The sequence below is a fragment of the Streptomyces sp. NPDC029674 genome (assembly GCF_044903205.1).
In the GTDB taxonomy this organism is placed as follows: Bacteria; Actinomycetota; Actinomycetes; order Streptomycetales; family Streptomycetaceae; genus Streptomyces.
Window position 1 is genome coordinate 542,157 of the sequence record NZ_JBJDPY010000004.1, and the last position, 17,757, is coordinate 559,913.

Genomic DNA, 17,757 nt, shown 5'->3' on the forward strand with positions numbered 1-17,757 from the left:
TGTCGGTTACTTGAGCTCGCGGCCGTACAACGACGTCGACCAGCGGTAGCCGATTCCGGTCAGGCCGACGCACCAGGCGACGGTGAGCCATCCGCTGCCGCCGATCTCGGTGCCGAGCAGCAGGCCGCGCAGGGTCTCGATGGCGGGGGTGAAGGGCTGGTACTCGGCGATCGGCCGGAACCAGCCCGGCATCGCCTCGACCGGCACGAAGGCGCTGGAGATGAGCGGCAGGATCATCAACGGCAGCGCGTTGTTGCTGGCCGCCTCGGGATGGGGGCTGGCGATACCCGTCCCGACCGCGATCCAGGTGAACGCCAGGGCGACCAGCGTCACGAGGCCGAACGCCGCGAGCCACTCCAGGACAGTGGCGTCCGTGGAGCGGAACCCGATGGCCACGGCGACCGCGCCGACGAAGGCCACACTGAGGATCGTCTGCAGCACGCTGCCGACGACGTGCCCGATGAGCACGGAGCCGCGGTGGATCGCCATCGTGCGGAAGCGGGCGACGATGCCCTCGGTCATGTCCATGGAGACGGACACCGCGGTTCCGGCCGGGGTGGCGCCGACGGTCATCAGCAGGATGCCCGGGACGAGATAGGCGATGTAGTCGGAGCGATCGGCACGGCCGCCGCCGATCCCGACGCTCATGACGTCCCCGAAGACGTAGACGAAGAGCAGCAGCAGGACGATCGGCATCAGCAGGATGTTCAGGGTGAGGGACGGGTAGCGCCGGGCGTGCAGGAGGTTGCGGCGCAGCATCGTGGACGAGTCGCGCACGGCGAGGGAGAGGGAGCTCATCGGGCGGCCTCCACGGGGCGGCCGGTGGCGTCTGCGACCTCGGTGACATCTGCGCCGCCGGTCAGGGCGAAGAAGACGTCGTCGAGGTCGGGGGTGTGGACGGTCAGTTCGTCGGCCTCGATGCCGGCGGAGTCGAGCCGGTCGAGGATGGCGCGCAGCGCGCGCTGACTGCCGTCGCAGGGAATCTGCAACGCCAGCGCCTCGCCGTCCGCGGCGCCCTCGCGGAGAGCCGCGCCGGCGGATCGGTATGCGGCCGGGTCGGTGAACCGCAGCCGTACGTGCCCGCCCGGGACGATCCGTTTCAGCTCGTCGGCCGTGCCTTCGGCGGCGATCCTGCCGTCGTTGAGGACGGCGATGCGGTCGGCGAGCTGGTCGGCCTCCTCCAGGTACTGGGTGGTGAGGAAGACGGTGACGCCGTCGGAGACCAGCTCGCGGATGATGCCCCACATGGTGTGGCGGGAGCGGGGATCGAGGCCGGTGGTCGGCTCGTCGAGGAAGATGATGCGCGGGCCGCCGACCAAGGTCATGGCGATGTCGAGGCGCCGCTTCATGCCGCCGGAGTAGCCTGCGGCCGGCCTCTTGGCGGCTTCGGTGAGGTCGAAGCGCTCCAGCAGGTCGGCGGCGACCCGCCGCCCCTCCCGCTTGGACAGGTGGTGCAGGTCCGCCATGAGGAACATGTTCTCCTCGCCGGTGATCAGCCCGTCGACGGCGGAGAACTGTCCGGTCACCCCGATCGTGGCCCGCACGGCCTGCGGGTCGACGGCCAGATCGTGACCGCCGACGCGCAGGTCGCCGGCGTCGGCGGCGACGAGGGTGGAGAGGACCTTGACGGCGGTGGTCTTGCCGGCGCCGTTCGGGCCGAGCAGGGAGAAGACGCTGCCGGCCGGTACGGCCAGATCGATGCCGTCGAGGACCGTCTTGGCCCCGTACGCCTTGCGCAACCCGTACGCCGCGATGGCGAGGGAGGGTGAAGCGGCTGGTGTCGTGGTGGATGTCGTTGCCGTTCTCGTCATACGACAGAGGCTGCGGCACACCGCATTCAGCGTGGTTTCACACCGGTTTCAGGACGCCGGAACCGGCCGGGGCGTGGCTGTCCGGCTGGGCCGGGGCGCGCCGTCCGAGGCTCGGAACGAACGTGCTCATCCGACGGGTGGGGGCGGTTCACCTGGTGGGAGGGGCGCGCCAGGGACCCCGCGCCCCCCACCCGTCGGTCGGGCCCCGGTGATGGGCAGGTGGCCGGTCTCTCCCGCGTCGGCTGTCCTGCCGGTCGGTGCGTACACCGGGACCTGCGGAGATGGTCGGTGTGAAATGCCGCGAAAGCCGCGAAGCGTCGCGATCGCGCTGTTCAGGAGGGACAGAAAGACCGGTCTGTCTCGTGGCTTCTGCCTAGACCATGACAGCGGGCGACGGCTCTGTCCAGGGCTATTCTGGACGGTGATGGACAGCGACGACTCGCCGCCCGAGGCGGTCCAACTGGCGCCTCGCGAACGGATATTGACGACCGCGTACGAGCTCTTCTCGCGACGCGGCATTCGCGATGTCGGCGTCGAGGAGGTCGTCGCGCGGTCCGGAGTCGCCAAGGCGACTCTCTACCGGCACTTTCCGTCGAAGGACGAGCTCGTGCTGGCCTTCCTCGCCCGCCGGGAGCGGCAGTGGACACTGGGGCTGGTCGCGGCGGGCGCCCGCAGCCGAGGCGGCACCCCCGAGGAACAGCTGCTGGCCATCTTCGACGTCTTCGACGAATGGTTCCGCAGCGACGAGTTCGACGCCTGTACGTTCATCAACGTCCTGCTGGAGATGGGCGGGGAGCACCCGCTGGGCCAGGCCTGCATCAAGTACCTGCAGAACATCCGCTCGTTCGTACGCGGCGTCGCCGAGGAAGCGGAGCTGCGCGACGCCGACTCGTTCGCCCGGTCGTGGCACATCCTGATGAAGGGGGCGATCATCTCGGCGGCCGAAGGGGACACCGACGCGGCTCTGCGCGCCCAGTCGATGGCGCGCATGCTGATCGCACACCACCGCTGACCGCGGCCGGAGCGAAGACGGGGGGGAGGGGCACATAGATTTCCGTCATGACGAATGACTGGCGTACGGACCGCATCGGCAGCGCCCTGCGCGGCGAGAACCCCACCGTGCTGCGGCGGTTGAGTGCGGGGTTCGCGGCGATCGGGGACGTCCAGTTCCTGCCGGGATACTCGGTGCTCCTGGCGGGCGACCCGCGGGTGGAGCGGCTCTCCGACCTCCCGAAGGCGGAACGGCTCGCGTTCCTGTCCGACATGGATGTGCTCGGCGAAGCCGTCGAACGGGCCTGCCGGCGCCTCGACCCGGAGTTCCGGAGGGTGAACCTGGAGATCCTCGGCAACACCGACGGATTCCTCCACGCGCACGTGTGGCCGCGGTACGCGTGGGAACCGGCCGACCTGGTGCGGATGCCGGTCTGGCTGCACCCCCGCGACAACTGGACGGACGAACGGTACGCATTGGCGCCCCGGCACGACACGCTGAGGGCGACGCTCACCGACGAACTCGACCGGCTGACCGCCCAGCACTAGAGCGCCCGCACCTGCGTTCAGCTCAGGAATACCTTCCGCCTCCCCAGAACCAACACCTCGAAGATCGCGTCTTACGGGCGACCACATCAGGCACGCTCAAAAGACAGGCAAATTCGGGTGGCAGTCATATCGAGGGTGGGGACGGCGGCGATAGCCGCCGTGATGTCCGGAGCACTGGTCGCGGGGGCAGCCTGGGCCGACTCCGGGACAGGACAGGACCGCACCGCGGACACACGTACCGGTGGCGAGACCAAGACCGGCCGGGGGACGCAGAGCGGAAAGACGAAAACAGTCACATTGATCACCGGCGACCGGGTGGTCGTCCGGGCAGGGGGCAAGCAAGTCGTCCGGCTGATCCGCGGCGAGGGCCGCGAGGACGTCGCGATCGCGGTACGGCGCGAGGCCGGGCACACCTACGTCGTACCGCAGGACGCCCAGTCGCTGATCAACGCGGGCAGGCTGGACCGTCGGCTCTTCGACGTCACACGGCTCGTCAGGGACAAGTACGACGACGCCCACCGCACCTCGCTGCCGCTGATCGTCAAGTACCGGCCGGGCCGCGTCAACAGCCGCTCGGGCGACACCTTCAGGGGCCTGGCCCGTGACCGCCGTACGCTGCCCGCCATCGGCGGCGAGGCGTTCGACGCGCCCAAGTCCGGCACGGACGACGTCTGGAGGAAGCTCACGGGCGGCACGGGCGGTCGCACCAACGCGCGTACCACCGCGGCCCCGGCGATCGCGCACGTCTGGCTGGACGCCAAGGTCCGCCCCGCCCTGGACAAGAGCGTGCCGCAGATCGGCGCCCCCACCATGTGGCAGGCCGGATACACCGGCAAGGGCGTCAAGGTCGCCGTCCTGGACACCGGAGTCGACCAGACACACCCCGACCTCAAGAACGTCGAGGTCGCCGAGAAGAACTTCACCGAGTCCGCGCCCGACGCCAAGGACCGCATGGGCCACGGCACGCACGTCGCCTCGACCCTCGCGGGCTCCGGGGCCAAGTCGGGCGGCAAGTACAAGGGCGTGGCGCCCGACGTACAGGTCCTGGACGGCAAGGTCATCTCCGAAGTGGAGGGCACCGGCACCGAGTCCAGCATCGCCGCCGGCATGCAGTGGGCGGTCGACAGCAAGGCGAAGATCGTCAACCTGAGCCTCGGCAGCCTCGACTCGCCGGGGACCGACCCGCTGGAGGAGGCCGTCGCACGGCTCTCCGGCAAGGCCCTCTTCGTCATCGCGGCGGGCAACGACGGCCCGGAGGCCGGTACGTTGAACTCGCCCGGCAGCGCCCCCGCCGCCCTGACCGTCGGCTCGGTCGACAAGCAGGACAACATCGCGGAGACCTCCAGCCGCGGTCCGCAGGCCGACGGGGTCACCAAGCCCGACCTCACCGCACCCGGCGACGACATCACGGCCGCACGCTCCACGCAGATCCCCGACAACCCCGAGAGCGACCCCTACGTCGCCATGTCGGGCACCTCGATGGCGACCCCGCACGTGGCCGGTTCCGCCGCGCTGCTCCTCCAGCAGCACCCGAAGTGGACCGGCCCACAGCTCAAGGCCGCACTCACCGGCTCCGCCAAGCCCCACCCCACCCTCAACGCCCACCAGCAGGGAGCGGGCCGCGTCGACCTGACGCGCGCCGTCACCGCGTCCGTCGTCCCCGAGCCCGGCACGGTCGCCTTCGGCACGCAGGCCTGGCCGCACACCGACGACAAGCCGGTCACCAAGACCGTCACCTACCGCAACCTCGGGACCAAGCCGGTCACCCTCACGCTCTCCGCCGACGTCCTGGACCCCAAGGGCCGCCCGGGACCCGCGGGCATGTTCACCGTCAAGGACACCAAGCTCACCGTCCCGGCGGGCGGCACCGCGAAGACCACCGTCACCGCCGACACCAAACTCGGCACCGCCAACGGAATCTACGGCGGGACACTCCTCGCCGCCGGTGACGGCCAGGAGGTGCGCACCGGCCTCGTCGTCGACCGCGAGGTCGAGTCGTACGACCTCACGCTCAAGCACCTCGACGCCAACGGCAACAACTCCTCCAACTACACCACCACGCTCACCGACCGCTCGCAGCGGAAGATCGAGGTGCCCTTCCGCGAAGGACCGGTCACCCTGCGGGTCCCGAAGGGCACGTACGCGCTGGAGAGCTCCGTCTACGGCGCGACCAAGAGCTTCGCGGTCTTCGTCCAGCCGAAGCTGAAGGTCGGCGCGCAGGCGACGGTCACGCTGGACTCCCGCAAGGCCAAGCCGGTCGCCGTCACCACTCCGGACGCCGGCGCGCGCCTCACGGCGTCGAACATCAGCTACGACGACACTGCCCTCGGCATCGCGAACAGCTGGGACCTCAGCGACGGCACCGTCATCCGCACCCTCGGCCTCGGCCCCGACTCACCCACCCTGAACGCCCAGTACAACGGCGTCTGGAAGGCATCCGGCACAGCGGCCGGGAAGGTCGACTACCGGCTCGGCTTCAGCCGCACCGGCAGCTGGTTCTCGGGCCTGAAGCACGCCGCCACCAAGGCCGAACTCGCCGAGGTGAAGTACGGCGTCGGCTCCTCCGCCACGGGTCGCAAGGGCACGCTGACCGCCACGCCGATCGGCACCAACGACTACTCCCCGCCTCTCCAGCCGCAGACGCAGCTCAAGCTCCCGGCCTCCGGCACGAGCTACGTCAACACCAAGGACATCCGCTGGACCTGGTCCATGGCACAGCTGGACGACGCGGGGGACTCCACCATCGACTACGGCACCGACCCGGTCGCGTACAAGGCGGGCAAGCGCTACACGCTGAACTTCAACACGGGCATCGTCGGCCCCGACCTCAACGCCGACGACGGCCAGGGCGCACGCCGCGCGGGCAACGCCATGGACGCCTACGTCCAGCTCTTCAGCGACGGCGCGGGCCACGCGGGCAGCTCCGTGACGACCGGCGGCTTCACCCGGCTGGAGTCGGGCGGCCGCGTCATCGCCGAGGGCGGCCCCGGCGCGGTCAACGCCGAACTCCCGGCCGCCGCCGCCTCCTACCGCCTGACCATGGAGGCCACCCGCCCGGCCAAGGTCGCCACGACCAGCACCAAGGTGGCCGCGGCCTGGACGTTCAAGTCGGCGAAGACGCCCGACGAGCCGCCGACCGCGCTGCCCCTGTCCACCGTCCGCCTCGCACCGAAACTGGCGCTGAACGGCACGGCCCCCGCGGGCAGCACGCTCAAGGTACCGCTGAAGGTGGCCGGCGCGGCAGCCGGCACCGACCGGATCGCGACCCTGACCGTCAAGGTCTCCTACGACGGCGGCACCACATGGAAGTCGGCTCCCGTCACCACCGACACCAGCGGCGCACGCACCGCGACCGTCAAACACCCGACAACGGCCAAGGCCGTCTCCTACCGCGTGTACCTGAAGGACACGTCCGGCAACACCATGACCGAGACGATCACGAACGCGTACCGGCTCGCCCCGTGACGCGCACTCCCCATCCATGACAGGCCGAACGGCCACATCATGAGGCGGCCGGGCCACGGGAACGTCATCCCCGTGGCCCGGCCCTTTTTAGGCCGAGCCCTAGCGCAAGTCCAGCTCGCCGACTGTCTGGCCTCCGCTGGTCTCACCCGTCGGACGGAATCCGAGCCCGACGTAGAAGCCTTCGGGGCCGCCCGTGCCCGGATGCCAGGTGGTGGTCAGGCGGGTGCCGCCGCGACGGCGGATCTCAGCAGCAACGGACTCGACCGCGAAGCGACCGTAACCTCGGCCCTGCTCACCATCTGCGATGTTGAGCCGCCAGAGACCGGATCGGATGTCGGTGTGCGTGCCGTCACCCCTCCAGTCGATGTCGAAGAAGGCCATGAGGAAACCGACGGGACGTTCACCGTCAAGGATGAGGCGGGGCCAAGCTATGCCGGGATGGACGTATGCCTCGGCCAGGGATTTGACGACCGGCGCGACCAAGTGCTCCTGATCGGGTCGAACCCGCAGACCGATCGCTGCGTCGAAGTTGGCCGGGGTGATCTCCCGCAGGCAGAGTGTGGTCGTCATGCAGGAACCCTAAACCCGTTGATCAAGTGGACTCCTCGGCCGCATCCTGCGGTACCCCCCCACACACACACCAAGAACCCGTTTATCAGTCCGACCTGCGCCTCTTCTGCGAGCAACGGAATCTCCGCATACTCACACCAGTACCAGATCCTGCCGGTCTCAGCGTCCACACACAGACCAGCCAAAGCATCCGCACCGATCGCAGCAAAGGGAATCCAGGAAGAACGCCACACCGTGATCTCTTCTGTACCACCCGTTCTCTGCCGCGCCTCTTCATCTTGCCGACGCGGACACATCTGTCCCTCATATACGCGGCGGACGACCTCGAACGACATCAGCACGCACTCCTGCGGCATGAACCCAGGCGTCGGATCCGATCCCACGCCTGCCCGTCGACTCCATAACGCCCCCAGCCCGTCGGGCAGCCGCACGCCCAAAGAGAGCTCGGACTGACCGGACGGGTCCGTGACGCCACCGGTCAGGTGCGGCGCTACACCGACCCGAACGTGCGGGCCATGAACGTCGACGACGCGAAGCCGACCACAGGCCGCCGTGGCCGCGGGCGTCAGTGCCGCACCGCTCTGCTGAGCGGCGTCGGCCGGACGGTCATCGTGAGCGGTAGCGACTTCGAACACCCCCCGCTATGCTCCCCCTTGCCATATCGAGAGCTGTAGAGCACTGGCGACGTGTCCGATGGGGGACAGTGCTTCGTTCTCGACTTGAAGTGAGCAAGATGAGTCTCTGATCGTCGCGGAGCCTCGGCAGACCATCGCATGCGGTGGTCGAGCTGAGGCTGCCTGCCGACTGGTCGACCACCTTCGTGTCTTCGTGGAAGGGCTCGACTGTTGAGGGCGACGTTTCTTGTTCAGGTGCTTCTCGTGATCTTGGCTTTCGTGTCGTCGTTGCTCGTCGCGGTGGTGGCAGGTGTGCTTTCACACGCGACAGGCACGCAGGTGGCCGGTGCGGTGCTGCACGGCGGCGGCGTGTTCATCGGCTGGATGACGTTGTGCGTCACTGTGCTGGCCGCGCTCGGTTTGCTCGGGGCTCCCAGAGAGAGTGAGCACCCGGAAGGCCCCGGCGCGTGAGAGATGCGGGAAGGCGGGGTGCTACGGGCCGTGGCAGATGATCTACGAGCGGGTCGCGGACCTCGGTCGATCACGGAGCTTGACCTCAATCGCAGTCGAGGTTGGAGGCTGACGTCATGACTGCCACCCTCGCCGGCCTCCGCCCGGACGCACTGCCCGACCCTGCCCGTCCAGACGCGGGCCTCATCCTGGCGTCCCTATGGCACACCAGGGGGCCCGAACAACAGCAGAAGGTCATGTCCGGCGTCATGGACGCCTGGGAGAGAGCCCAGCTGCCGGCCGCGTACCTTGCGCGGCACTGCCTGGCAGGGTCTGACGGCCGCACCATCCTCAACTTCGCCCAATGGACAAGTCCCGAAGCACACCGGACCTTCGCCGCAGACCCGCGCAACCAGCAGACCCTTGGCAGCGCCGTCCAGGCGCTGTACTCGGCCGATCCGCCGGGCCGTTACGTGCCTTACCGCTTCGCGGGGCGGCACGATGGTGGAGCGGCCCGCTACTTCACCGCAACGTGGCACGACACCGAGGACGCCGGGATGGCCCGATCGCTCGCCGATGAGCTGACCGAGCGCGCCTCGGCCGCCCGCACGTCCTCGGCCGCAGTGGCGGAGTATTTCTACATCGGCGAGGCCGGACGGCAGCTCCTCGTGCTCGCCGGATTCCAGGACGAACCCGGCGGTGCCGGCCCATGGTTCCGCCCGTTCCGCGGGCTGGTGCGGTCGGCGCGCTGAGACGTGCTCCCACACCGCATCCCGACGTCTCGAAACCCAACAGGCTCAGCGAGAAGAAGATGATGAACGGGTGACCTCTCCTGCGTTCGACGTGGACTTATTCCTCAGCCAACCGCTCACCGCACGCATCGCGACCCAAGGCCCGACCGTGCGCCCCGTGTGGTTCCTGTGGGAGGACGGAGCCTTCTGGGTCCTGACGGGGCCATGGGCCAGGCTTTTCCATCACGTGAGGGCGAACCCCAGGGTCGCCCTCGTGGTCGACGTCTGCGACATCACAACGGGCCTCGTCCAACAGGTGATTGCCAGTGGCGATGCCGAGCTCGTGCCCTTCGACGTACCGCGAGGCCGACGCAAGCTCACCCGCTACCTCGGCGCGGACGAGTCCCGCTGGGACGCACGTTTCGTTCGCTACCTGCACGATGACCCCATGGACAGGGGAACGACGTGGTTGCGGCTGGTTCCCGACTCACTCACGGCAAAGGATTTGAGCTACTCCGGCATCGCGTGACTGGCCCCTGCGATTGCCCTGTTCACTTGTTCTGGGATCGATGCAGTACCAGATTGTGAGCTGCTCGCGTCAACTGCAATCATACTGGCGTCGGTAGAGGGCGTACCCGCCCGGTTGAGCGGGCCACTCTTGCGCCGGCGCAATCACTGGGCGACAGACGCAATTACCAGGCGGCAGAGGAGCATCCGTTCGGGAGCGGGGCATGGCTGCTGGCTACTGCTCCCTAGCAGTGGTGGGAGCGTTGAGCCCCGCTTGTGAGCCTCCCGCGTCAGCAACGATCACTGCGGTGCGATGTAACCGTGGTCTACTTCGCCCTGCTGCCCCGCTTAACCTTTGAGCGAGCCAGGCGATGAGATCCGGTGCTGGTCTAGATCAGGATGGGCTGGGGGCGAGCAGGACCACAATTGCCGCGCACAACCGCGGGTCGACGGAGCTCCGGATCCAGCCCACGAGGCTTCACCGGAAGCGATTGCGAGCTGGTCCTGGGTGGCAGGCGTGGGGACCGGGAGCGCGCGACCTCCGCCCGGCGCGGCGCGGGGCCGACACAGGGCTTGGTCGGGGTTGAAGACAGGTGACGTAGGTGCCGGGGCGAACCGGATCTCAGCGGCGTGCGAAGGCCGTGACAGCTTGGCGGAGCTGTTCGAGAAAGTGGACCAGGGTTGGTGCGTACACCTCGAAGTCGTCGGACCAGGACGCCGTGGTGGACCGGTGCACTCTTCCGTCGCTATCGAGGGCGAAGAGGATGCCTCCGCCGTCACTGCCAAACACGACGCCAGTGGCGTGCGCGGTGACGCGGACGTGACCGTACTGGTCGATGTCGTCGAGTATCTGAGCAGGTGTGTGCACGAAGTATCCGTGATCGATATCAGGTAGTGAGAGCTCGGCGATCACGGCGTAGAGACTGGTCAGCCCTCGGGGCATATCCATAACCTCCTTGAGCCGTGCTGCCGCGGCTCGGCTCTCCTCATCGGCCAGGAACACTTCGTTGTCGCCTGGTGGATAGCCGAAGGTGTCCTCGAAGCTGCGAAGTATCGTCTCGAGTGTGGCGGTGATTTCCTGCTGCCAGGCGGTGAGCCAGTCCGCGGAGAGGTTCGAGGCGATCATTGGAAGTGCTGCTCTCTGTTGTCAGAGGGTGGGGCGATCCGCTGGCTGGCGCGTTGACTCAGGCCAGCGGCGAATGCGGCCCGGTCGCCGCCGGACGCCTTCTGCCACTGGACGGCGACTCGCATGTTGGATGGCGAGTCTGGACGTCGCAGCGGTCCCGGCGGTGATGTCGACGTCGTCGACGGTGGGTTGGCTGCTGGGGGAGTAACAGCTTCCGGAACCAGGTCGGCTGACGCCGTCCAGCCCGCGACTGCACGTCAGACGTGTCGTCACGGGGCAGGCGTGTCGTCACGGAGAATGGTGCCGAGCGGCTCTCAGCCCGGATGCCTGCCCACCAAGGGTGTGGAAGGCCTGAGCCAGGGCCCGCTGGACTGCGTGACCGCCTGCTCGACCATCTCGGTGGACAGGCTCTGCGGCGGCTCCGGGCAGCCGATCGGCTCACGCCTGTTCGGCGATGCGCCGAGGCGGACGAACCGCGCTCGGGGCGACTGCGCCCCACTGGCATGACGCCACTGGTATGACCCCACTGGCATGAGGCGACGGGGCTACTTCTCGTCCGCGCCAGGTTCCCTGCTGATGGACTCCTGATAGACGTCCGCATAGGTGCGTGAGTCTTTGATCAGGTCGTCGCAGAACGCGGCGACATCGGTCCCGATGAGCTCCAGGACCCCCTTGCCCGTGGCGGCGCCTTCCTCGAAGAAGTCGACGATCCCAGGGAGCAGGGGACCGTCGGGCAGGTCGACCGGGCCGACCTTGAACAGGTACTTCTGCATCTCCTTGTAGACGATCCGGTAGTCCGGCGGGAGGGCCTTGACCCGGGCCATGTGCGCGCGCCACTGCTTCTTGCCCTCGATGATGTCCTGGATGCCCACGTCAGCCTCCCAGCCTGTTCAGTTTCCTTGCGACGTTCTGGTTCAACTGCTCGCGCCACCGGTCTCGGTAGGTTCGCGCCCCTTCTCCACCGGCCAGCGCCGCGCAGAAGCCCTGGATGTCCTCGCCGAGGACCTCGTGGACGCTCTGCCCGTCCGCTGCCGACACTTCGAGCAGCCCCAGGGCGGAGTCGAGGATCGGTGTCAGGTTGCGGCCGGTGAAGTCCCCGTAGGGGAAGAGCTGGGCGACGATCTGGTCCCATGCCTCCCGGTACTCGTCCGGCAGGGCCTCGACCCGGGCTCCGAACGCCTTCCAATCCCTGGTGAGATCGCTGCCTGTGACTTTCTCCCAGAAGTTCATCTCCCGCCTTCCTTGAGCCTGTTGATGCGTGCTGAGACGTACTGCCATTTCGTCCAGAACTTCGCGAGTTCTTCGCGGCCGGCGTCGTTGAGCGCGTAGAACTTGCGCGGCGGACCGACCCCGGACGGCCGTTTCGTCACCTGGACGAGCTTGTTCCGCTCCAGCCGCAGCAGGATGGTGTAGACCGTCCCCTCGACGACGTCAGTGAAGCCGAGCTCGTTCAGCCGCCGGGTGATGGCGTACCCGTAGGTTTCCTCGCTGCCGATGATCTCGAGCACGCATCCTTCGAGCGTGCCCTTCAGCATCTCCGTCAGGTCGTCCATCGCGGGGCCTCCTCGACCTAGCGGTCCGGTACTGTGTACTACCGAGTACCGCTATACAGTATCACCGAGTACCGGACTTCCGCGGCTGGCTGGTAAGGAGAGTTGCCGAACAGGCACTTGTCTCGCCGATGCGGGCGTGCCATCGGCGAGGATTGCGGACACACCGGATGCAATGCGGCCACAAGAGACATACGGAACCGCCCTATTCATGAAGTGGGGCCGGAACCCGGTGAAGATCAGTGGAACGCCCCGGGCGGGGCATCACGATGGACGTCGTGAGGGCCTTCGCGGCATGCGGGTCGGGCGGAACCGAGGTGGGGGACGGCACGCGCTTCCTACAAGGACGACCGGCTCGGCGGCAACGGATCAAGGTTCCGGAACTTCGCGGTGAGGCCTTCGACCGGGTTGTTGGGACGATGACGATGAAGTCCGCTCGTTCGTCACCGCCTCCCACCAGGCGTACCGGCAGACTGGCGACGATCCGGTCGGCCCCGGCCGGCGCACACACTGTCGACGTCAACGGCCACACCGTCGACGGCGCTCTGTACGGGTGCTGCTCAAGCTGGAAGCCGAGGGGAAGCTGTCGCTGGACGACACCGTGGAGGAATGGCTGCCCGGAGTGGTGCGCGGCAAGGGCTACCGGACCCTGTACGCGGGGGACGAGTTCAACAAGAACCGCCACGTCAGGTGGTCTCCGGGAGAGCTGGTGGACATCGCGCTCGCCCACCCGCCCAACTTCCAGCCGGAACAGGGCAGCAGGCCCGGTAAGCCAGGCAGGTGGGACTATTCCGACACCAACTACATCGTCGCCGGCATGGTCATCGAAAAGGCCACCGGTGGAACCTACGCGCAGGCGGTCGAGCGTCTCCTCATCCGGCCGCTCGGCCTGCGCGGCACACAAGTGCCGGGCACCTCGCCCCGACTGCCCGCACCGCACGCGAGGCACTACTCCACGCTGTTCGAGGACGCGCCGGAGGCGGAAGTACGCGACGTCACCGAGTTCAGCCCCACCGTCGCCTTCTCCGCCGGTCAGATGATCTCGACCGTCGGAGACGTGAACACCTTCCTGTCCAAGCTGCTGGCCGGTGAACTGCTGCCCCCCGCCCAGCAGCGGCAGCTGCTCGACACGGTCCACGTCGACGGGGACAAGGGGCACGGTGGCCCGCAGGACCGCTATGGCCTCGGCATACGGCACTTCAAGCTCAAGGAGGGCTGCTGGGCGTGGGGCCACGGCGGGATGATCCCCGGCTCCGCCACCCGGACGCTCGCTTCGGCGGGCCGGCGCGTCATGACCATGAACCGCAACGGCGACTGGGGCGAGCAGCGACTGGAAGACGCGGCAGTCGAGACAGAGTTCTGCGGACTCTGAGCTTGAGTTTCAGCCCGCTGCGGCCTCTTGCCAGCGGAACCAAGCGCGATCGTGGTCGATATGGAGGAGGAACTGGTCGACAGGACCGGACGCCGACACGAGGGTTAGAGCGTCCTCGATGCGGTCGTAAACATCGTCGAACCGCTCGAACTCCTCGGCCTCAACAAGAGCGTTGATCTCGTCGAACCAGGGCTTGAACTGGCTGAAGGCAGGCAGCGGGGAGAAATGGCCGAGCAGCCAGGGCATGTCGCTGTCGTCCACGGTGATGGTGCCGACGAGAGTGCTGCCGTTCATGAGCCGCCAAGTGCCGTCTGTGGCAATCATCCTGACCTCACGGGCTTGGTACCTCACGGGTTTGGTCCTGTGGCTACCTCGCGCAGCCACGCCTGGCACGGATGTCAGGCTCAAAGAGGCTACGGAGCGCCTGCCGTACGGGACGTCGCAGGGGGGAGTTCAAAGCTCAAGCGGAACTCGTGCTGCGCGGAGGCACGCCGTACGGGACCGATGGCCGTGTGAGGCGGGAGGGTCCCACCGAGCTCGGGACGGCGTGGCCCCGCCCGTGCCCGAGTGGCCCGATGCGGCGACAAATCGCCCTGTTACACACCTGTGTCAATTCGTCCTGCAACGAACCATGCATCCACGTTGTCTAGCAGGTGCAGGTGGAATTCGACCCGCAGACGAATGACGAATGAGGAGTGGGCAGCAGTGGGGGACATACGCAGACAAGGAGCCGTGGCTCTGGGGATCACCATGCTGGTGGCCCCGCTCACGGTGGCGCTCGGTGCCGGCAGCGCTCAGGCTGCTTCGTGCTCGACGCAGACCGGACCGCACCAGAAGCAGGTCGAGAAGTTCCTCGGCCGCCCGGTGGACGGCAAGCAGTCGGCGGCCGACTGCAAGGCCATCAAGGCCTTCCAGACCAAGCACAAGATCACCCCGAACGCCGGGTACGCGGGCAGCGTCACCTGGGGCGTCATGAACCTCATGAACAAGCAGAAAGCGGTGGGCAACAACCCCAACAAGGCAGGGAAGTGCCCGACCAACAAGGGGCGCATCGCCTGTGTCGACCTGACGCTCCAGCTCAGCTGGATCCAGGACGGCAAGGACCTCAAGTACGGCCCGGTACCGGTGCGCACCGGCCGCAACGGCCACGAGACCCGCACGGGTCTGAAGAAGGTCTACTGGCGCAACATCGACCACGTGTCGAGCATCTACCACGTGCCGATGCCGTACAGCCAGTTCTTCGACGGCGGCCAGGCGTTCCACTCGGTCGGCATCAGCGTCTGGTCCCCGCCGGGCTCCCACGGCTGCGTCAACATGACGAAGACGGACGCCGTGAAGTACTGGAACATGCTGCGCAAGGGCGACGACGTCTTCGTCTATGGCCGCAAGCCGGGCACCTGATCCGCAGCAGCTGCCGCCGAGAGGTCGTCATGGTGGAGGGCTAGTGCTGTGAGTCGAGAAGTAACGCCATTTTTGACCTCAAGGTCAAAAATGGTGTTACGGTGGCGCCATGGGCAGGCCGAAGCAGTTCGATCCGGATGTGGCGGTGGAGCGCGCGATGGGCGTGTTCTGGCGCAAGGGGTACGCGGCGACGACGCCGCAGGACCTCGTGGATGAGATCGGCATTGGCAAGGGCAGTCTGTACAACACCTTCGGCAGTAAGCATGCCTTGTTCGAGCGGGCGCTTATGCGCTACCGCGACGCACAGGCCGCGTGGCTGGAGGCTCTTCTCGATCACCCCGGTTCGGCGAAGGACCGGCTGCGGGGTGCGCTGGAGGCGCTGGTCGAGCTCGACCTGGGCGACCCGGAGCGGCGCGGCTGCATGGCGGTCAACACCGCCGCCGAGTTGGCTACCTCGGACGCTGAGACGACGGACACGGTGCGCAAGATGTTCGCGCGTACGGAGAGTGCGTTCCGGGCGACCGTCGAGGAAGGTCAGCGGGCCGGCGAGATCGCCGGCGGCCGCGACGCGGCGGCGGTCGCTGCCTGGTTGCTCGCGACAGTGATCGGCATGCGAGTGCTGGCGAAGACCGCCGAGGATGCCACTCAGTTGAGGCGGGTCGTGGACGCGGCGATGGGGGCACTGTAGTCCGGCACCGCCGGTCGGTGCGGTCCTCTTTTGCGGCCTAGTTTTGTACCTGTAATTCAAATATGTTCAAGGAGTCTGACATGGAGCTCGATCTTGCAGGGAAGACCGCAGTCGTCACCGGGGCCAGCCGAGGCGTGGGCCTCGCGATCACACGGCAGCTCGTCGCCGAGGGGGTCCGCGTGGTGGGTGCGGCCCGCACGATCACGGCCGAGCTGAAGGAGGCCGGTGCCTACCCGGTCGCGGTCGACCTGAGCACGCCGGAAGGTGCCAAGGAGTTGGCAGCGCAGGCGCTCGTGGAACTCGGTGGCGTGGACATCCTGGTCAACAATCTGGGCGGCGGTGACACGTTTACCCTGAACGGGTTCCTCGCGGCCGACGATGCCCTGTGGGCGCAGAGCTTCGAGGTCAACCTGTTCGGCACGGTCCGCGTCACCCGTCGGCTGCTGCCGAGCATCTTGGAGCGCCGTGGTTCGGTGGTGAACATTTCGTCGATGAGCGCACGTCTGCCGGGCACGGGCCCGATCGAGTACGGCGTCGCGAAGGCAGGTCTCAACGCGTTCGGTAAGGCGCTGTCCGAGGAGTTCGGTCCTCAGGGCGTGCGTGTGAACACTGTCTCTCCTGGTCCGACGCGTACCGGTATGTGGGAGGACGCCGACGGGTTCGGTGCCCGCCTCGCGGAGGCGAACGGTGTCGGGCACCGCGACTTCCTGGCTGGGGTGCCCGCTGCGATGGGTATGACCACTGGTCGCATGGTCGAGGCCGACGAGGTCGCGGCCCTCGTCGCGTTTATCGTCTCGGACCGCGCGGCAAGCGTGACCGGCGCCGATTACGTCATCGAGGGCGGAGGCATCAAGACGGTGTGAGGGGGTTCCGGGCATTCTGGGCGCGCCGGCGCAGGTACCGGTGCAACTCCCGTGTCTGGACAGCGTGGTTGGGGAGATGGGAGTCGGCGAGGGTGAACTGCCGCAGCGGCCCGAAGTGCGCCTCGACCAGGTTCGCCCAGGACACGTTCATCACACGTTCATCGGGGTGAAGCACAACTCGACCTTGTTCTGGGCCGCCCAGCTCCGGATGCGCACGTTCTTGTGGGCGGACAGGTTGTCCAGCATCACGCAGCTCGAGGCGCTGTCAGGACGCGCTGCCCGGACGCTCTTGAGCGCGGCTCAGGTCGGGTTGATGCCCTTGCGGCGCCGGTTGACACTCCAGAGGGTGTCGTTGCTGACGGAGTAGCAACCGTGGAAGTAGGTGACCCCGCGGGTGCGGTGGTAGGTCGCCGGCAGCCGGTCGGGCCTGCCCTCCTTGGCCCAGCAGGGCACGCCGGTGGGTGGGGGGCGGATGCCGAGCGGCCCGAACTCGTCGAAGGCGAAGGTCCGGTCGGGGCGCTCGGCCAGCGCGTACTTGATTCGGTCCAGCTTGGTATCGAAGTCCGGGTCGGTGGACTCCTTCCAAATCTTGGTCTTCTGGAACGTCACGCCGCGGCGCGCGAGCAGGCAACGCAAGGCCTCGCGGCCGATGCGTATCGGTCGGGCGACGTTGCGCCGCAGAAGGCCGGCGAGCTTATTGATCGACCAGCGGGTGACGGGCCGGCCGAGCTTGGTGGGGCGGGCGGTGGCCATCTGGATGACGGATGCCTCGTCGTCGGCGTCAAGCAGACGGGGACGGCCTCTCGCCCACTGACGGTCCAGGCAGGCCGGCCCGAGCTCGTTGAAGCGGTGGATGACGTCGCGGACGGTGTCCTCGTCCGCCTGCACGCGATGCGCGATCACCGGGGCGGTGTTCCCGCCTCCCCCCCCGAGGCCAGCAGCATCATCGCTTTCCGGAACCGCACCGTGCTGGTGGTGCCTCGCCGCACAATTCGCTGGAGTTTCCGGGGCAGAGCACTAGGGTCGGTCCGATGGGCCAGGTGACCTGCCGACCGGTCGACGGTTCCTCT

18 protein-coding genes and 1 pseudogene are annotated in these 17,757 nt (G+C 67.7%); 10 read left to right on the plus strand and 9 right to left on the minus strand.

Annotation, left to right across the window (positions count from 1 at the left end; translation table 11 throughout):
• Positions 1-6: 6 nt before the first annotated feature.
• Complete coding sequence (locus ACI2L3_RS12990) at positions 7-798, minus strand: ABC transporter permease (RefSeq protein WP_404752396.1); 792 nt, start codon at positions 796-798, stop codon at positions 7-9.
• Entirely contained in the window at positions 795-1,811 is a 1,017-nt protein-coding gene (locus ACI2L3_RS12995; protein WP_404752397.1) for an ATP-binding cassette domain-containing protein, read from the minus strand. Before ACI2L3_RS12995 ends, ACI2L3_RS12990 begins: the two co-directional genes overlap by 4 nt.
• A 424-nt stretch (positions 1,812-2,235) precedes the next feature.
• Here ACI2L3_RS12995 and ACI2L3_RS13000 point away from each other — a divergent pair, with 424 nt between their 5' ends.
• The 3 genes from ACI2L3_RS13000 to ACI2L3_RS13010 all read left to right on the plus strand — a co-directional run bounded on the left by ACI2L3_RS13000 (position 2,236) and on the right by ACI2L3_RS13010 (position 6,815).
• On the plus strand, positions 2,236-2,823 hold the full coding sequence (locus tag ACI2L3_RS13000) for a TetR/AcrR family transcriptional regulator (protein ID WP_404752398.1): 588 nt from the start codon (positions 2,236-2,238) through the stop codon (positions 2,821-2,823).
• A gap of 47 nt (positions 2,824-2,870) precedes the next feature.
• On the plus strand, positions 2,871-3,350 hold the full coding sequence (locus tag ACI2L3_RS13005) for an HIT family protein (RefSeq protein WP_404752399.1): 480 nt from the start codon (positions 2,871-2,873) through the stop codon (positions 3,348-3,350).
• Positions 3,351-3,467: 117 nt separating this feature from the next.
• A complete protein-coding gene (locus ACI2L3_RS13010) occupies positions 3,468-6,815 on the plus strand; it encodes a S8 family peptidase (protein ID WP_404752400.1) in 3,348 nt (1,115 codons plus the stop codon).
• Between the two features lie 99 nt (positions 6,816-6,914).
• On the opposite strand, the gene ACI2L3_RS13015 is transcribed toward ACI2L3_RS13010, so the two are convergent.
• Positions 6,915-7,385, minus strand: coding sequence for a GNAT family N-acetyltransferase (locus tag ACI2L3_RS13015; RefSeq protein ID WP_404752401.1), 471 nt, complete (start codon positions 7,383-7,385; stop codon positions 6,915-6,917).
• Positions 7,386-8,254: 869 nt separating this feature from the next.
• Here ACI2L3_RS13015 and ACI2L3_RS13020 point away from each other — a divergent pair.
• The 3 genes from ACI2L3_RS13020 (at position 8,255) to ACI2L3_RS13030 (ending at position 9,709) form a co-directional block, all read left to right on the plus strand.
• Positions 8,255-8,470, plus strand: a complete 216-nt coding sequence (locus ACI2L3_RS13020; protein ID WP_404752402.1) for a hypothetical protein — start codon at positions 8,255-8,257, stop codon at positions 8,468-8,470.
• 116 nt (positions 8,471-8,586) lie between these two features.
• Positions 8,587-9,201 (plus strand): hypothetical protein, encoded by a 615-nt coding sequence (locus ACI2L3_RS13025; protein ID WP_404752403.1) that lies wholly within the window; start codon positions 8,587-8,589, stop codon positions 9,199-9,201.
• Between the two features lie 70 nt (positions 9,202-9,271).
• Positions 9,272-9,709, plus strand: a complete 438-nt coding sequence (locus tag ACI2L3_RS13030) for a pyridoxamine 5'-phosphate oxidase family protein (protein ID WP_404752404.1) — start codon at positions 9,272-9,274, stop codon at positions 9,707-9,709.
• Positions 9,710-10,309: 600 nt separating this feature from the next.
• Here the strand turns inward: ACI2L3_RS13030 and ACI2L3_RS13035 are convergent.
• The 4 genes from ACI2L3_RS13035 to ACI2L3_RS13050 all read right to left on the minus strand — a co-directional run bounded on the left by ACI2L3_RS13035 (position 10,310) and on the right by ACI2L3_RS13050 (position 12,366).
• Positions 10,310-10,813, minus strand: coding sequence for a hypothetical protein (locus tag ACI2L3_RS13035; protein ID WP_404752405.1), 504 nt, complete (start codon positions 10,811-10,813; stop codon positions 10,310-10,312).
• A 545-nt stretch (positions 10,814-11,358) separates the two neighbouring features.
• On the minus strand, positions 11,359-11,685 hold the full coding sequence (locus ACI2L3_RS13040) for a DUF1048 domain-containing protein (RefSeq protein ID WP_404752406.1): 327 nt from the start codon (positions 11,683-11,685) through the stop codon (positions 11,359-11,361).
• Position 11,686: 1 nt separating this feature from the next.
• Positions 11,687-12,043, minus strand: coding sequence for a DUF1048 domain-containing protein (locus ACI2L3_RS13045; protein ID WP_404752407.1), 357 nt, complete (start codon positions 12,041-12,043; stop codon positions 11,687-11,689).
• Positions 12,040-12,366: a PadR family transcriptional regulator gene (locus ACI2L3_RS13050; RefSeq protein WP_404752408.1), complete on the minus strand. Its 327-nt coding sequence runs from the start codon at positions 12,364-12,366 to the stop codon at positions 12,040-12,042. Before ACI2L3_RS13050 ends, ACI2L3_RS13045 begins: the two co-directional genes overlap by 4 nt.
• A gap of 550 nt (positions 12,367-12,916) precedes the next feature.
• Between ACI2L3_RS13050 and ACI2L3_RS13055 the strand changes: the two genes are divergently transcribed.
• Positions 12,917-13,735, plus strand: a complete 819-nt coding sequence (locus ACI2L3_RS13055) for a serine hydrolase domain-containing protein (protein ID WP_404752409.1) — start codon at positions 12,917-12,919, stop codon at positions 13,733-13,735.
• 9 nt (positions 13,736-13,744) lie between these two features.
• Here the strand turns inward: ACI2L3_RS13055 and ACI2L3_RS13060 are convergent, their stop codons facing one another.
• Positions 13,745-14,059: a hypothetical protein gene (locus tag ACI2L3_RS13060; protein WP_404752410.1), complete on the minus strand. Its 315-nt coding sequence runs from the start codon at positions 14,057-14,059 to the stop codon at positions 13,745-13,747.
• 381 nt (positions 14,060-14,440) lie between these two features.
• On the opposite strand from ACI2L3_RS13060, the gene ACI2L3_RS13065 reads away from it, so the two are divergent.
• The 3 genes from ACI2L3_RS13065 (at position 14,441) to ACI2L3_RS13075 (ending at position 16,687) form a co-directional block, all read left to right on the plus strand.
• Entirely contained in the window at positions 14,441-15,136 is a 696-nt protein-coding gene (locus tag ACI2L3_RS13065; protein ID WP_404752411.1) for a L,D-transpeptidase family protein, read from the plus strand.
• Between the two features lie 109 nt (positions 15,137-15,245).
• Positions 15,246-15,824: a TetR/AcrR family transcriptional regulator gene (locus ACI2L3_RS13070; RefSeq protein WP_404752412.1), complete on the plus strand. Its 579-nt coding sequence runs from the start codon at positions 15,246-15,248 to the stop codon at positions 15,822-15,824.
• Positions 15,825-15,904: 80 nt separating this feature from the next.
• The gene (locus ACI2L3_RS13075; RefSeq protein WP_404752413.1) at positions 15,905-16,687 is read left to right on the plus strand and encodes an oxidoreductase; all 783 of its coding nucleotides are present in this window, start codon (positions 15,905-15,907) and stop codon (positions 16,685-16,687) included.
• A 1-nt stretch (position 16,688) separates the two neighbouring features.
• Here ACI2L3_RS13075 and ACI2L3_RS13080 read toward each other — a convergent pair.
• Positions 16,689-17,727, minus strand: a pseudogene (locus ACI2L3_RS13080) (IS630 family transposase); the annotation flags it as partial.
• Positions 17,728-17,757: the final 30 nt, after the last annotated feature.